Source organism: Methylobacterium sp. P3_A11, assembly GCF_056403155.1.
The window spans coordinates 1-15,345 of the sequence record NZ_JBFUGA010000127.1; the positions used below are offsets into that span (position 1 = coordinate 1).

Sequence of the window (15,345 nt, forward strand, 5' to 3'; positions counted from 1 at the left end):
CGGCAGGGCCGCGGCCAGCAGCGCCGCCACCAGGCCCGCGAGGTCGGCGGGGTCGGCGATCCCGGCGGCGAGGCGCGCCTGGGCGGTCTGGAAGGCGAAGGTCCGCACGGCGTCGTGCGCCGCCGCCAGGAGGCGCCCGATCGCGGCGGCGTCCAGGGCCGCGCAGGCCCGCGGATCCGCGCGCAGCACCCGCAGGCCCAGCCGCGCCACCGGCTCGACCCTCCCCTCCGCGGCGAGGCGGAGCGCCAGGTCCGGGCGGGCGCTCCAGAGGTCGGGGAAGGCCTCGTCGCGCCGGTCGGGACCGATGGCGCCGGTCTCCAGGAAAGTCAGCGAGCCCGTCCGCGGCCGGGCCTCCGGGGCGTGGCGGTACAGGAGCTGGCTCGCCGTCCAGTTGCGGCCGAGCGGTCCCCGTGCCCGCGCCTGCCGGCCCCAGGTCCCGTCCGGCTTCCGCCCCCAGGCGGTCCAGCGGGTCGGGGGATCGAGATCCTCCGGCCCGAGGGCCAGCAGGAAGCCCGCCGCCAGCGCGGCGAAGGCCGGATCCCCGACGGCGCCGCGCTTGCGCAGGGCGCGCCAGATCCGCCGCTTCATGTAGGCGCGGGTGGCCGTGGACAGGCCGACTCGCGCCTCCGGGCCGTGGCGCGCCGCGTCCACCGCGACGTAGCGCCGGAGGTCGGGGACGTAGGCGTGGCTCCGGCCGGCCCGGTACATCGCCTGCGCGGTCTCGAAGCGCTGGGCGGCGGCGCCGAACAGGGCGGCATCGTCGGCCATCTCGGCGTGCTTGAACAGGCGCCGCAGGCCGATCAGGTAGGGCGGCCGCACCGGCAGACGGGGGAGGGCGGCGCAGAGCGTCGCGTGCAGGCCGGGCGAGGCCTGCGCGAGCCGGCCGAGCGCCACCAGGGCAGGGCCGACCCGGCCCGGATCGTGCCGGGCGAGGCCGTCCAGCGCCCCGCACAGCCCGTCGACGTCGCCGGCCTCGGCCGGCCGGGCGACCATGCCGGGCAGGTCCGGCTCGGCCTCCGGCGGGCTGTAGGCCCCGGTCAGCGGGGCGGCCAGGGCGAAGCGGGCGAGGTCGCGGACCACGCTGCCCGATGCGTCGGCGGCGATCGCCGCCAGGACAGGACCGGCCTCCGCGCCCGCCGCCCGGGCGAGCACCCAGACCAGGGCATAGCTCGCCCGCGCGGGACCGAGAGCCCGCGCCAGGGCGATCAGGTCCGGGGTGGCCGCGGCCAGCCGCAGCTCGCCGATGCGCCAGAGCAGGCGGTCGCGGTCGCGCTCGGGCCAGTTCTGGTGCAGGCAGGCGGAGAGCCGCGCCCGCAGCACCGCCGCGCGTCCGTCGGCCGTCGCCTCGGCGGCGGCCGGCTCCGGGCCGTCGACCCGCCAGTAGCCGCCGTTGATCTTCGACACGACCACGCTGTCGAACACCCGGGCGGCCGCCTCGGCGGTCACGGGCTGGGGCGTCTTGGCGCCCTCGCGCAGGGTCGCGCCGCGCCGGCCGTAGCGCGTGTTCACGAAGTAGCGCTCGGGCGTCCCGAGGGCCTCGTTCTCGATCAGATCGACGTCGTAGACCTTGTCGGAGGTGGCGTCCCGCAGGTGAAGGCGCGCGGAGCGGACGACCCTCATGCCACCCCGTCGGCCTGCGGGCCGCGCACCGTCGGACCGGCCTGCGCGGCCGGGACGGGTCGGACCGGGCAAGCCGGGGGGGCGGGTTGGGGTACGCCTGTGCGGCGATCGACGGATCCGCGCATCCGGGCTCCTCGCGAAACGACCGGGACGGGACGGCCCGCGAATCGCGGCGCCCGATGCCGGGGCAGCCTGCCCCAGGGCGCCGGACAGGGCAACCGCTTCACGGCAGCCGGGATCCGATCGCAGGGCGGCGCCAGAGAGGCCAGCCCCGGGGAAGGGAGCGCCATCGCGGCCGCCGAGCCGGCTCCGTCCGTGTCACCTGCGGCCAGCGGAGCATGCCCTCGCTCGCGCGTCGCCCTCAGCGTCACCAAGAATCGGCGGCCCGGCGCAATCGTCGGACCCGGCCGCGCAGCGGCGAACAGTCCAGATCAGGTGGATCGCCCGGGATATCCTACATCGAGACCAAGCACAGCATCAGGATCGCCATCTCGAAGACGATCCATCCACCGAAAACGATGATTAGCTCCCAGTCCCGTCTCTCGTTGTTCTTCGTCGAAGCGTACATGCTCGACCTCCCCGCGGAGCCCGACGGTCCGCAAGCGACTTCACTCGGCAGAATGGAATGCAACGCTGATCAATATTCAACCAGAACCGGCGACGGATTGCAATTCCTCACATCGCCGTAGGAGCACGGATAAATCAATACATCGCCGGGGTGATCGCGCGATCGCGCCATCTTCAAGATGGGAATATCGCATCGCAGCAAGTCTTGTCGGACGGCTCCACCCGCCGGCCCCGATCGGGCTCCATCCGTCCGCGTCGTCCCCGGAATGCCCGGCGCGGCGTGCTCCGTGCCGGCTCGCCGTGGGGTCGAACGGGGCTCGGGGGAGCGGTGCAGGGACCGGGGCGGCACGCCGCTCGGGCGCACCCGTCATCCCGCCGTCATCGGGCTGGCCTAGGGCCACCCCTCCCAACCCTGCGACCGGTTGCGTTCACCCGATGGACTGGCTTGACCTGCCCGACGACCTCTACCCCTCGGCGGATTCCGACGCGAGCCGGATGCGGCTGTACATCGCCGCCGGACTGATCGCGATCGGCGCCGTCGGCCTGCTCGGCGGGATGCTGCACATCCTGCCGGCCTGACGGGCCGCGGGATCGTCGCCGACGGCACCCGCCGTCAGGCGACCTGGATGTCGTGCAGGAAGCCGTCCACCTCCCGCTTCACGTTCAGCGACTGGGTCGCCAGGGCAGCCGCCGCGTTCAGCACCTGCGCGGCGGCCGTGCCGGTCTCGCCCGAGGCGGCCAGCACCCACGCCACGTTGGTCGACACCTCCTGCGTGCCCCGCGCCGCCTCGCCGGCATTGCGCGAGATCTCACCCGTGGCCGCCGTCTGCTCGACCACCGTCGCGGCGATCGCGCCGCTGATCTCGTTGATGCCCACGATCGTGCGCGCGATCTGCTGCGTCGCCTCCGCGGCCTGGCCCGTGGCCGCCTGGATCGCGGCGATCTGGCCGCCGATCTCGTCGGTCGCCCGGGCGGTCTGGCTCGCGAGTTCCTTCACCTCGATCGCCACCACGGCGAAGCCCCGGCCCGCCTCCCCGGCGCGGGCCGCCTCGATCGTGGCGTTGAGGGCCAGGAGATTGGTCTGCGCGGCGATCCCCGAGATCGTCGTCACCGCCGCCCCGATCTGATCGGCGGCGGCCCGTAGGCTGGCCATGACGGCATTGGTCGCCTCGGCCTCACGAGCTGCGTGACCGGAGATCTCGGTGGAGCGGACCACTTGCCGTTCGATCTCCTTCAGCGACGCGACCATCTCCTCGGCGGCGGCCGCCACCGTCTGGACATTGGCCGAGGTCTGCTCGGCGGCCGAACTGGAGGCGGCGGCCTGCCCGTTGGTCTTGTCGGCCACATCGGTCATGGCGCGGGCCGTGGCATCGAGTTCGGTGGCCGCCGCGGTGACAACCTCCAGGGACTGGCCGATGCTCCTCTGGAAGGCCTGAACGAGTTGGTCGACCCGGTCGGCTCTGCGCTGGCGGGCCTCCTGCTCGGCGGCCTGGGCCGCCTCCAGCTCGGTGCGGGCGAGGGCGTTCTGACGGAAGACCTCCACCGCCTTRGCCATGGCGCCGATCTCGTCCGCGGCCGCCTGCGCGGGCACGACGACGGCGGTGTCGCCCGCGGCCAGGCACCGCATCACCTCGGTCATGCGGGCGATCGGTCCGATGATGCTGCGGGCGATCGGGAAGGCCAGCCCCCCGCCCAGCACCAGCGCCAGCGCCAGGAGGACGATCTGAACGGTGCGGGCGCTCGCCACGGCGGCCTCCATGGCCCGGGCATTGTCCTGGACCGCGCGGTTGATCAGGTCGCGCGCGGCGTCGCTGCGCCCATCGATCGCGGTCGCATGGCGCTTGATGCCGGTCTCGAACGCCGTCTTCAGACCGTCCAGGGCATTCACGGTCCCCCGGAAGTCATTGCCATAGGCGACCAGACTCTCCGTGACGGCACGGGCCCGGGAGGCGAACGTGGCGCTGCCATCGGCATCCGCGAAAGCCTTCAGGGCGGCTTCGGCCCTCTCCACGTTCTTGGCGAAGGTGGCCGGCCCGTCCGGGTCGAACGTCGCCAGGAACCGCCAGTTGGCGACGCGGACCAGCAATACGGCGCTCTCGACGGTCTGCGCACGGCCGAGCATCGCCTCGTTGGCGCGGGCGCGCACCTCGGCCACCAGGGTGTTGGTTGCGCCGGTGAGGGCGTCTCCCCCGGTGAACAGGCGCTCCCGGGCTCGGGTGAGGGTGGCGCCCGCCGCTTTGAGGCGGTCCAGTTCCGGTTTCAAGGCCTGCGCCGCGTCGCGGATCTCGGCGTACAGCGTGCGGCGCGACTCCGCGGATGCCAATCCGATCAGCGTCTCACCCGTCTCCTCGATTCTGCGGCGCGTCTCCTCAAGGGCGGCGATCCGCTCGGGCGTCGGAGCGAGGCGGTACTGCTCGGCTTGTCCGGCGAGGCGCGGGGCGAGGCTGTTCGCCGTGAAGATCGTCCGCGCGATCAGCTCCAGGCGGCCGCGCTGCGCGTATTGCTCATTGATGATTTTTTGCTGGTAGAGCGAGTACCCGCCAATACAGCCAGAAATCAGAACAAGAAGACCAAACCCCGCGTAGAGTCGCAATCGAATACCTACGCCCATGACCTCACATTCCAATGCCTGCAAATCATTCGATATCGGATATCGTTTCAATCCGAAGAAATGCATGCGATGTCAAGCTTGCGGTCACCTCTTCGGTAGAAAAATGATTCAAATATATTTGCTATATTTAGACCGATCTTGCATTCGACCGGGTCCGGCTCATCCTTGATGCAGGAATTCGATCCGTATCCGCCGTCGATCGATACTTGATGTGAATCAGCACCGCGGCGCCTCCCGGTGCGCCCCGGATCCGGCCCGGGTCGGGGAACCGGAGCCGCCGGCCCGCCCGAACCGCGCGTAGAGCGCCGGCAGCACCACCAGGGTCAGCAGGGTCGCGCTGATCAGGCCGCCGATCACCACGGTGGCCAGCGGCCGCTGCACCTCCGCGCCCGTGCCGGTGGCGAGCGCCATCGGCACGAAGCCCAGGGACGCGACCAGAGCGGTCATCGCCACGGGCCGCAGCCGGGTGAGGGCGCCCGCGCGGATCGCCGCCCGCAGCGGCTGGCCCTCGGCGACGAGCTGCTTGATGAAGGTCAGCATCACGAGGCCGTTCAGGACCGCCACCCCCGAGAGGGCGATGAACCCGACCGCCGCCGGCACCGACAGCGGCATCTCCCGCAGCCACAGGGCGGCGATGCCGCCGGTGAGCGCCAGCGGCACGGCGGAAAACACCAGGAGCGCGTCCCGCGCGCCGCCCAGCGCCGAGGTCAGCAGCAGGAAGATCAGGAAGAAGCAGACCGGCACCACCACGGCGAGGCGCGCCTGAGCCGAGGCGAGGTTCTCGAACTGCCCGCCCCAGGTCAGGAAGGAGCCGGCCGGCAGCGTCACCTGCGCGGCGACCTTGGCCTGCGCCTCCGCCACCAGAGAGCCGATGTCGCGCCCGCGGACATTGGCGGTGACCACCACCCGCCGCCGGCCGTTCTCGCGGCTGATCTGGTTCGGCCCCTCGCTGACCGAGAACTGCGCCACCTGCCGCAGGAGCACGGAGGCGGCCCGGCCGTTCGCCCCCAGGGGGAGCGGGACGGGCAGGTTCTCCAGGGCCTCCCGGTCCTCGCGGACCTGATCGGTCAGGCGCACGACGATCGGCACGCGCCGGTCGCCCTCGAACACGGTCCCGGCGTCCCGGCCGCCCATGGCGGCGCCGATCACGTCCTGGATCGCCCCGGTGCTGAGGCCGAGCCTCGCCGCCTCGGTCCGGTCGATCTTGATTTCGAAGACCGGCAGGCCGGCGATCTGCTCGACCTTCACGTCGTCGGCGCCCTCGATGCCCCGCAGGATCGCGGCGATCCTGTTGGCGGTCTCCAGCATCGGCTCGAAGGCGTCGCCGAACACCTTGACGGCGAGGTCGCCCCGGGTCCCTGCGAGCAGCTCGTTGAAGCGCAGCTGGATCGGCTGGGAGAACTCGTAGACGTTGCCGGCGAGCTCGCTCAAGGACGCCTCGATCCGCTCCTGCAGCGCGGCCTTCGACAGGCCCGGGTCGGGCCAGTCCGCCTGCGGCTTGAGCATCACGAACGTGTCGGAGGAGTTCGGCGGCATCGGGTCGGTGGCGACCTCGGCGGTGCCGGTCTTCGAGAACACGTAGGCGACCTGCGGGAACTCGGCGATCGCCCGCTCCACCTTGAGCTGCATCGCCTGCGACTGCGTCAGGGAGGTGGACGGGATCCGGGTGGCGTTCAGGGCGATGCTCTTCTCGTCGAGCTGCGGGATGAACTCGGTCCCGAGCCGGGCGGCGAGCAGGCCGGCCCCCGCGACGAGGAGGAGCGCCGCCCCGACGAACGGGGTGGGCGCCCGGATCGCCGCGGCGAGGACCGGCCGGTAGAGCGCCTTCAGGCCGCGCATCAGCGGGTTGTCGGCCTCGGTGACGCGGCCGGTGAGGGCGATGGCGATCAGGGCCGGGACGAAGGTCAGCGACAGCACGAAGGCCGCGGCGAGAGCCAGGATGACGGTCAGCGCCATCGGCTGGAACATCTTGCCCTCGACTCCCGTGAAGGTCAGGAGCGGCACGTAGACCAGGATGATGATCGTCTGCCCGTAGAGGGACGGCTTGATCATCTCCTCGGCCGAGGCCCGCACCGTCTCCAGGCGCTCCTCCAGGTCGAGGGCGCGCCCGAGGGCGTGCTGGCGCTCGGCGAGGTGGCGGAGCGCGTTCTCGGTGATGATCACCGCCCCGTCGACGATGAGCCCGAAATCGAGCGCCCCGAGGCTCATGAGGTTGGCCGAGATCCTGCCCTCGACCATCCCGGTCACGGTCATCAGCATGGCGATCGGGATGACCAGCGCGGCGATGAGGGCCGCCCGGATGTTGCCGAGCAGCAGGACCAGGACGACGATCACGAGGGCCGCGCCCTCGGCGAGGTTCCTGGCCACCGTCCGGATCGTGGCGTCGACCAGCTGCGTCCGGTCGAGGACCGTCTGGACCACGATGCCGGGGGGCAGGGCGCGCCGGATCTGGTCCAGGCGCGCGCCGACGGCCGTCGCCACCGTGCGGCTGTTCTCGCCGATCCGCATCAGGGCGGTGCCGATGACGGTCTCCCGCCCGTCCTCGCTGGCCGAGCCGGTGCGCAGGTCGCGCCCGATCCGCACCGCCGCGACGTCGCGGATCCGCACCGGCACGCCGCCGCGGCTGGCCACCACCACGTCGGCGATCGCCTCGGGGCTCTCGAGGCGGCCGGCCGCGCGCACCACGTAGCTCTCGCCGTTATCCTCCAAGTAGCGGGCGCCCTGGTTGGCGTTGTTGGCCTGGAGCGCCCGGGCGACGTCCGCGAAGGACAGGTCGAGGGCGGTGAGCTTCGTCGGGTCGGGCTGGACGTGGTACTGCTTCTCGAAGCCGCCGATCCCGTCGACGCCGGCGACGCCGGGAACGGACTTGATCTGCGGCCGGATGATCCAGTCCTGGACCGTGCGCAGGTAGGCGACCTGCTCCAGCTCCGATCCGAGGGTCTGGCCCTCCGGGGTGCGGTAGCTGCCGTCCGGCTGCCAGCCCGGCTGTCCCGCCGGCACGACCGTGCGCTCCGCCGGCGGCGCGTACCGGACCGACCACATGGTGATCTCGCCGAGGCCCGTGGAGATCGGACCCATCCGCGGCTCGACCCCGGAGGGCAGGTCCTCCCGCGCCTGGGCGAGGCGCTCGGCGACCTGCTGGCGGGCGAAGTAGATGTCGAGGGTCTCGGCGAAGACCGCGGTGACCTGCGAGAAGCCGTTGCGCGACAGCGAGCGGGTGTACTCGAGGCCCTTGATGCCGGCGAGGGCCGTCTCCACCGGGTAGGTGACCTGGCGCTCGACGTCGGCCGGCGACAGGGACGGCGCCAAGGTGTTGATCTGCACTTGGTTGTTGGTGATGTCGGGCACCGCGTCGATGGGGAGCCGCGTGAGCGCGGCGGCGCCGAAGCCCGACGCCAGCAGCACGAGGAGCAGCACCAGCCAGCGCTGGCGGACCGAGACGGCGAGGATGCGGCTGATCATGGCGCGATCCTCAGTGGTCGTGGTCGGCGTCGGCCTTGCCGAGCTCGGCCTTCAGCAGGAAGGTGTTGCCGACCGCGATCTCGGCGCCGGCCTCGAGCCCGGCGGTGACCTCGTGGGATTCGTCGTCGGACCGGCCGAGGGTGACCGGCCGCGTCTCGAACCCGTCCGGATTGCGCACGAAGACGACGCTCCGGCCCTCGATCGTCTGGACGGCCGCCTTGGGGATCCGGACCGGGACCACGTCCTGCGCGATCTCGACTTCGGCGGTGACGAAGGTGCCGGGCCGCCACGCGAGGTCGGGGTTCGGCAGGGCGACGATCACCCGGGCCGAGCGCGTGTCGGCGTTGAGGAAGGGGCTCACGAAGATCACCCGCCCCTCCGCGCGGTTCTCGGCATCGCCCGACCGGGCGGGCGTGACCGTCACGCGGGCGCCCTCCCGCACCTGGGCGAGGTCGAGGGTCGGCACCGACAGCTCGATCCAGACCGTCGAGAGGTCCGCCACCGTGTAGAGGTCCGCCGGATCGCCCTCCTTGCCGACCGCCGTGCCGACATCGACCTTGCGCTCGACGATCCGGCCGGCGAGGGGCGTGCGCAGGGGGTAGCGGCGCAGGGTCGACTGGTTGGGGGTCGCCTCGTCGCGCTTCTGGGCGGCGGCCACCTCGGCGGCGTCGAGACCGAGCGCCGAGAGCTTCTGGCGGGCGAGGTCGACACGGAGCCGGTTTTCCAGGTAGGCGGCGCGCGCGGTCTCGAAGGCGGCCTCCGAGGCGCTGCGCGAGGCGAGCAGCTTCTGCTGGCGCTCGAAGTTGATCGTCTGCAGCTCGGCCTGGACCTGGGCGGTGAGGTACTCGCTCTTGGCGTCGGCGACCTCGCGGCTGTCGAGGATGGCGACGACTTCGTCCTTCTGCACGGTGTCGCCCAGGCGCTTGCGCATCTCCGCCACGGTCCCGACCACCCGGGCCGGGACGCGGGCGATCCGGTCGGTGTCGGGGGTGATGGTGCCGGGCACGAGGAGGTGGCGCGCCAGCGTGCCGCCTGCGACGCGCCGGGTGGTGATGTCCTGGCCCGTCACTCGGTCGGGCCGCATCCGGATCGTCGGCTCCGCGTGGGCCTCGCCGTCACCGGGGGCGTGTTCGCCGTGCGCGTGATCGTCCGACGCCGTAGGCCGGGTCCGAACCCGATCCCGGCCTTCCCCGGCCGCGGGAGGTCGGGTGAGGCCGACGCTGGCGAGGGTCTGCCGGAGGAGATCGGGCAGGGCGGGAACGGCGGCGCCGAGGGCGATGCCGGCGGCCAGAAGGGCCGCGGACAGGAGGATGCGCATGGGAAAGCTGCTCGGCCGGGACGGCGGGCGGCCGCGCGCGGCGGTCCCGGAGGGTCCCGTTCAGGTGTCGCGTGAGGGCGAACCCGGAGCCGGTCCGGCATCCGGGCGGGACGCCGCCCGCGGGCAGCGTCGGCTCACGCGCGGGGAGGCCGCGGCAGCCGGTCGGGACTGACGGAGGGGCGGCCCTGGGCGAGGGCGCCTGGCAGGGGCCGGCCCGGGACGGCCGGGGGCGCGACATCGGTCGCCTCCAGCCGGGCGGCCTGATGGCAGCCGCAATGGCGGTGCTCGCCGAGGCCGGGATCGGCATCCGTGGACGCAGCCGCCGCGTCGAGGACCGGTCCCTCGCTGCGGCTGTGATGCCCGCCCCCATGGAAGGCGAGGTCCGCCGCGAGGCCGACGCCGGGCGCGGCGACGGTCAGCGTTAGGACGAGCGCCAGCAGGGCCGCCACGAACGCCCGCCAGCCGCGCACCCCGGCCGGGCGCCTATGCCGAACCCCGAAGGTCATCGCGGCCCTTATGGGCCATCCGGGGCCGAGGGCACAAGCTCCGCAGGCCGAGCCCGCTCAGGCCGCCAGCTTCAGAACCCAGTCGTAGAAGTCCGCCCAGGTCTCGGTCCGCGCCGGCGGCACCGCCGCAGACCCGGCCTCGGCGGACCCGACCTCGGCAGACCCAACCTCGGCAGACTTGGCCGCCTCGGCCTGGGCGCGGACGTCCCGGGGGGCACAGCCGAACTCGGCGCGGAAGGCCTGGGTGAAATGCGCGGGACTTTCGAACCGCCAGCGATACGCCACGTCCGCGATGCGGGCGAAGCGCCCGTCCCCCGTGGCGAGGTCGCGGTAGGCGCGCGCGAGCCGGCGTTGGCGGATGTAGCCGGATACGCCGCCGAGGGGGACGAACAGCCGGTACAGGGCACTGCGCGAGACGCCGAAACGGCGCCCGATCGTCTCGGCACTCAGGTCCGAGGCGGACAGCTCGGCCTCGATGAACCGCCGGATGGCGAGGAGGAGGGGTGCCCGCTCGGGCAACTGGCCGCCGCGCTCCTCGTCCCGCGGCAGGCCCAGGGCCGCGGCGCCGAGCAGCGCCGCCGTGGCCTCGGCCGCCGCAGCGGCCTCCGGATCCGAGAACCCGGTCGCGTGCGCGCTGAGGGAGCGCAGATGGTCGCTGAGCATCCGGCCGAACGGGGTCGCCCCCCGGATCACCGCCCCGTGCAGCGCGTCGAGCGCGCTCTCCCGGCCGCCGAACAGCGGGCGCGGTAGTACCACCGTGACGGCCTCGTAATCCGTCGAGGCCGCGGAGAGCGGGCGCGAGAGGTCGAGGATGCAGATGTCGCCCGGCGCGCAGTCCTGCTCCCAACCGCCGATCGCGATCCTGGATTGCCCGGACACACGCATGTGGGCGACGATGTGGTCCACGCCCATCCGGGCCACCAGGGCGGGCTCGCGCACGAACCGGAGCCCCGAGGCGCGGGCTCTGCAGACGATCGCGGTACCGAGGTGCCGGACCCGGGACTGTCCGCGGAAGTCGGACAGATCCTCTTTGCGGATCGTGAAGTCCCAGAACGGCGCGACCGCATCCCGCCAGTCGTCGGCCTGACGCGGGCCCGGACTCTCACCCGTGAGCTGCAGGATCGGTTTCGGTTGCATCGCCCGTGAACAGTCTCGGGCCGCGCGCAGCGCCGGCCCTGCGCCAGTATGGCGATTCTAGCTGCTTAGAACAGAGGCACGCCGTTCCAATCAGCGGACTCTGGGGCTCACGGCGGACTCGCGCCTCGGATCGTCGCCCTGGGTCGGACGGAGTCCCCATACAGAAAGTCCCGCGGACCGAAGGGCCGCGGGACGGGAAGTAGCACGGTTGTGAGGATCCGGATCTGCGGCCGTTATGGTTAACCGTCGGTTACCGCCCGCTCGGCGCCGCACCGCTGCCGGTGGCGCCGTTGCCGGTGCTGCTGTCGCCGGCCGGGGCACCGGGCGACGAGGTGTTACCGTTGGGCGTGCTCTGCGCGGCGGCCAGCCCGGCGCTGCCGGCGACGAGGGCGAGGGCGAGCAGGGCGGATTGAACGGTTCGGCTGGTCATGGCTCTCCTGAATCCCGATCGGGTTCTCGATGTGCCGGCCCATACCGGCGTTCCTCTGAGAACCGTCGCGGCCCCGGCCTGTTCCCGGCCGGCCAATCCACCGCGGGCTTGGCCGGTCTACGGCAGGACTTAGCCGGCCGGCGGCGAGACTCGGCCGGCCGGCGGCGAGACTCGGCCGGCCGGCGTAAGGGAGGTGAGCCGGCTCCCGTTCTGCGGGGAACTCCCGGACGGCCCCTCAGCTTGTCCGGACATCGAGCCCGGGAGCGTGGCGTGAAGGTGTTCCGGATCACGCAGGTCGCGACGGGGACGATCCTCTGGATCGGTTCGGCGCGGGATTCCCACGCGGCCCTGGACGCGATGGCGCGCGCAGCCGGTTTCCGCGATCGGAGCCGGATCCCGCCCCACCTGCGGGCCGGCGGCCTCCACATCGAGGGCGTGGAGGCCTGAGTCCCGCCGCGCCCGCCGACGCCTCGGAGGAGGACCATGACCAAGCTGTTCATCGCGCAGGTGCGGGACGCCGCAGGCGAGCGTCCCCTCGTGACGGTTCGGGCCGAAGCCGAAGGCGAGGCGCGCCTGTTCCTGACGGCGGCCTATCCAGAGGCCGAGATCGCCCACGTCGCCGAACCCGGCGAGTGGACGAGCAGCGCCGATACCGGATCCCGGGCCGGCGACATCCGCGAGCATCCCGGCGTCACGTGGCAGCCTCCCTCGCGCCTTGGGGGTTGAGCCTTGGGGGCTGAGCCCCTTTCGCCCGGACCGGCCGCCGCGGTCCGGCACGCACCGGGTGGAACCGGGCGTTTGCCGACACGGGCGATTGCCGACAATTGGAGTGATGCCCTTCACGCGCCCTCAGGGCCGCGCACCGAGAGTGCGGCATGAGTTCCGGCGATCCGACACCCCGCCTGTTCGCGGCCGCAGCCTCCCTCACCGGCACCGGGATCCTGATGTGCCGGACCGAACCGTCCTGGGACGGGATCCTGATCGGCCTGCTCTGCCTCGGCCTCTGGGCGCTCGGCACCTTCGCGGCGCGGCCGATGCGCCCCACCGTGCCCGCTCCGCCCCGTCGTCGGCCGATCGTGCTGGAGGCGGTGGTGGTCGAGACACCCCGGTACCCGCTGGAATTGCTGCCCGCGCCCCGGCCGGCGGCCGGGAGAAGCGGCGGGGCACCCCCCTCCCGCCTGCCGGACGTGCCGACGCATCGGCAGCGCGTAATCGAGCGCTACACGCGCCAGCGCCGCTAGGGCATCGATCCGAACGCAACCGTCCGCGCTGTCTGGAGAAGTGAGGCCTCCACAAAGGCCTCGGGCTCAGGCGCAGGGACGACGTGGCCGCCTCTGAGCCCGAGGGCGCGACAGCTCCCGCACCGCCTGGCCCCTCCGCGCGGCCTGCCGCCGATCCGGGGCTCGGCGTGGCCGTCCCGGGCGCGGGCTCCGGCCGCCGCGATCGCCGACCCGCACCGAGACCGTCCGCGGACCCGATGAATCTGGTATGGAGCACGGTCGAAGCGTCGAACCGAGGAGGGGTGAATGGACCGCGGCATCCCCGCCATCCGGATCGGCACACAGCCAGCGCCCAGGGTTCCGCTCCGAGGCCCCGGCGCCGCGCCGAACCCCGACAGGCCGGGAGATCAGCATGGCCCCGCCTGAGACCCCGGTGTGCTACCGGCTGCAATGCATCGTCCACCGGGAAAGCGCCGGCGGCATCATCATCCACGACGAGACGCTTCCCGGCCTCACCGAGGCGGCGGCGGTCGCCGCCGCGAAGGCGCGATTCGCCCAGCTGCGCGCCAACCGGTCGGGCTCGGCGGCCCTGCGGGATCCGGCCGGCCGGGTCGTCTGGTCCGCGCGGCAGAACACACCGCCCCCCAGCGCGCCGGCCGATCCGCCTTAGAGCCCCCCGAACGGGAGCGGTCATGTAAGGTGCTGCGGCTCCAGATCGATCACCGGTCCGCCCACGTCGAAGAAGTCATCCTCGAACGGGAGCGCCGAATCCGGCTCGTCGGCGTCCCGCCGGCCGAGCGGCAGGAGCGCGGACAGGATTCCGAGGCAGAGCGCGCCGGCAACGCAGGCAACCAGGATCGCGATGCTCATGACGGGACCCTTGGGCGCGGCGTGCGGCGGCCGCATCAGGCACCGACAAGGTTAAGGCCCGGTTCCCGCCCACCGCACTCGGAATCGCCCCCGCCGGCGGCGTGCCCTCACCGCCGCGCGGGCTCCTTGTCCTGCTGCCGGTCGACCTCGTCGCGCAGGCCGTGGCCGGCCATGAGGATCTCGGCCATGAAGGCCCCGATGGCCGCCACGGTGCAGACCAGCGCCGCCCCGAAGCAGGCGAACAGGATCGAGGCGGTCGCCGCGTCGCGCAGTGCCCCGACGAACAGGGTCAGCACCGCCAGGCCGATCAGGCCGCCGCCCAGCGAGGCCAGGACCACGGCCACGTCCAGCACGAAAGAGCGGCGCCGCAGGAAGGTCAGGCGGCGGGCGAAGCGGGCCGCCTCGCCCGCCGTCCCCCTGGCGGACTCCGCCGTGAGGCTGTCGACCTTGTCGGAGATCCGGCCGAGGCGGGTGGAGAACACGTTCAGCAGCGTTGCCAGTGCCGAGAGCAGGAACGCCGGCGCGAGCGCCACCTGAATGATGTGCGCGATGCTGTCGGGCTCGGTCGAGCTGATGGAGAATCCGAACATCGGCACCTACGCCCGGGGCCCCGTCGCGTCCGGACGGCGGCCGACCCCGTCCCGGACGGAGGCGGGGGCGCGCGAAGGCCTCGAGCCCGGTCCGGTCAGCACGGGAGATCCCCGGCCCGCCGGTACGGGCGCGCCGCGGGGCGCGGGACCGCACGGTCGGGGGCGGACGCGTCGGCCCCGTGCGCCTGCGTCCCGGGGGCCGGCCTCTCCGGCAGGGCAACGGGGTCCATGTGCGTCTCCTGAAATCCCCACGATGACGTGGCCGGCACATAGGGCCGGAGGCGGGCCGGGACAGGCGCGGTCGCCATGCCGGCGCGGACGCAGGGCGGCATCTTCTCCACAGGCCTGAGGAATCAGGTCGCCCCGGCTCGCCCGCGACGGGGACGGAGACGGGTGCGAGATCTGCCCTTTCCCCGCGATCGATCCCGCCGCGAGACCACGGCAAGAGTCACGGTCGCGAGTTTAAGACGAGGATCGGATCGGACACTGGTCCGACCGTCCAGACCTGCCGCCGGCAGTCACCAGGTCTGGGCGGCGACTGCGGTCGCCCCGCGGACGACTGGTCCGCTGCCGTCCCGAAGCACCGGAAACCCTGCATGCGGCAGAAAACAGCCGAAGCGACCCACCCCCGGGGGGCGGCCGTAAATTAATGTTAACCGCTTTCAGGGCCGCCGGCGGGCTTGCGGGCCGGCCGCCGGTAGGATCTAGTGACAATCGAAGCTTCCTGGTTGGTCCTGGGAACGTTCACGAACGAACTGACGCCCCGTCCGCACTCGCGCGACGGGGCATTTTGTTTCCGGAAACACTCGGATAGAAATTTTCGTCTGCGCATCGACCGATCAATGCCGTGATGTGCTCCAACGCACCCGACCGTTCCGGCCCGAAAGCCCGATTCCGGGCTGTTGCAGCGCTGCACTATCGCGGGACCGCATCCTGCCGTTCTGTCCGCCTCGCATACATCCCGCACAACGGGAGACAGAGGACCAGATGATCAAGAAGCTTCTTCTCGCGAGC

Annotated in this window: 13 protein-coding genes and 1 pseudogene; 5 read left to right on the forward strand and 9 right to left on the reverse strand. The window is 72.5% G+C overall.

Annotation, left to right across the window (positions count from 1 at the left end):
- Positions 1 to 1,620, reverse strand: a pseudogene (locus AC1DXK_RS26895) (hypothetical protein); the annotation flags it as partial.
- 1,002 nt (positions 1,621 to 2,622) lie between these two features.
- Here AC1DXK_RS26895 and AC1DXK_RS26900 point away from each other — a divergent pair.
- A complete protein-coding gene (locus tag AC1DXK_RS26900; protein ID WP_457106748.1) occupies positions 2,623 to 2,766 on the forward strand; it encodes a hypothetical protein in 144 nt (47 codons plus the stop codon).
- Positions 2,767 to 2,800: 34 nt separating this feature from the next.
- Here AC1DXK_RS26900 and AC1DXK_RS26905 read toward each other — a convergent pair whose 3' ends face one another.
- The 6 genes from AC1DXK_RS26905 to AC1DXK_RS26930 all read right to left on the reverse strand — a co-directional run bounded on the left by AC1DXK_RS26905 (position 2,801) and on the right by AC1DXK_RS26930 (position 11,651).
- On the reverse strand, positions 2,801 to 4,798 hold the full coding sequence (locus AC1DXK_RS26905; RefSeq protein WP_457106749.1) for a HAMP domain-containing methyl-accepting chemotaxis protein: 1,998 nt from the start codon (positions 4,796 to 4,798) through the stop codon (positions 2,801 to 2,803).
- Positions 4,799 to 5,014: 216 nt separating this feature from the next.
- Positions 5,015 to 8,260 carry an efflux RND transporter permease subunit gene (locus tag AC1DXK_RS26910; protein WP_457106750.1) on the reverse strand — a complete coding sequence of 1,082 codons (3,246 nt, stop codon included), beginning with the start codon at positions 8,258 to 8,260 and terminating at the stop codon, positions 5,015 to 5,017.
- A gap of 10 nt (positions 8,261 to 8,270) precedes the next feature.
- A complete protein-coding gene (locus AC1DXK_RS26915) occupies positions 8,271 to 9,578 on the reverse strand; it encodes an efflux RND transporter periplasmic adaptor subunit (protein WP_457106751.1) in 1,308 nt (435 codons plus the stop codon).
- Between the two features lie 134 nt (positions 9,579 to 9,712).
- Positions 9,713 to 10,084 (reverse strand): hypothetical protein, encoded by a 372-nt coding sequence (locus AC1DXK_RS26920; RefSeq protein WP_457106752.1) that lies wholly within the window; start codon positions 10,082 to 10,084, stop codon positions 9,713 to 9,715.
- Between the two features lie 57 nt (positions 10,085 to 10,141).
- Positions 10,142 to 11,221: an AraC-like ligand-binding domain-containing protein gene (locus AC1DXK_RS26925; RefSeq protein WP_457106753.1), complete on the reverse strand. Its 1,080-nt coding sequence runs from the start codon at positions 11,219 to 11,221 to the stop codon at positions 10,142 to 10,144.
- A 250-nt stretch (positions 11,222 to 11,471) separates the two neighbouring features.
- Positions 11,472 to 11,651, reverse strand: coding sequence for a hypothetical protein (locus AC1DXK_RS26930; RefSeq protein WP_457106754.1), 180 nt, complete (start codon positions 11,649 to 11,651; stop codon positions 11,472 to 11,474).
- A gap of 270 nt (positions 11,652 to 11,921) precedes the next feature.
- Here AC1DXK_RS26930 and AC1DXK_RS26935 point away from each other — a divergent pair, with 270 nt between their 5' ends.
- The 4 genes from AC1DXK_RS26935 to AC1DXK_RS26950 all read left to right on the forward strand — a co-directional run bounded on the left by AC1DXK_RS26935 (position 11,922) and on the right by AC1DXK_RS26950 (position 13,541).
- Entirely contained in the window at positions 11,922 to 12,098 is a 177-nt protein-coding gene (locus tag AC1DXK_RS26935) for a hypothetical protein (RefSeq protein ID WP_457106755.1), read from the forward strand.
- A gap of 36 nt (positions 12,099 to 12,134) precedes the next feature.
- Positions 12,135 to 12,377: a hypothetical protein gene (locus AC1DXK_RS26940; protein ID WP_457106756.1), complete on the forward strand. Its 243-nt coding sequence runs from the start codon at positions 12,135 to 12,137 to the stop codon at positions 12,375 to 12,377.
- 149 nt (positions 12,378 to 12,526) lie between these two features.
- Positions 12,527 to 12,892 (forward strand): energy transducer TonB, encoded by a 366-nt coding sequence (locus tag AC1DXK_RS26945; RefSeq protein ID WP_457106757.1) that lies wholly within the window; start codon positions 12,527 to 12,529, stop codon positions 12,890 to 12,892.
- A gap of 391 nt (positions 12,893 to 13,283) precedes the next feature.
- Complete coding sequence (locus AC1DXK_RS26950) at positions 13,284 to 13,541, forward strand: hypothetical protein (RefSeq protein ID WP_457106758.1); 258 nt, start codon at positions 13,284 to 13,286, stop codon at positions 13,539 to 13,541.
- 20 nt (positions 13,542 to 13,561) lie between these two features.
- Here the strand turns inward: AC1DXK_RS26950 and AC1DXK_RS26955 are convergent, their stop codons facing one another.
- Both AC1DXK_RS26955 and AC1DXK_RS26960 read right to left on the reverse strand, forming a co-directional pair.
- On the reverse strand, positions 13,562 to 13,741 hold the full coding sequence (locus AC1DXK_RS26955; protein ID WP_457106759.1) for a hypothetical protein: 180 nt from the start codon (positions 13,739 to 13,741) through the stop codon (positions 13,562 to 13,564).
- A 107-nt stretch (positions 13,742 to 13,848) separates the two neighbouring features.
- Positions 13,849 to 14,331, reverse strand: coding sequence for a DUF2721 domain-containing protein (locus tag AC1DXK_RS26960; RefSeq protein ID WP_457106760.1), 483 nt, complete (start codon positions 14,329 to 14,331; stop codon positions 13,849 to 13,851).
- Positions 14,332 to 15,345: the final 1,014 nt, after the last annotated feature.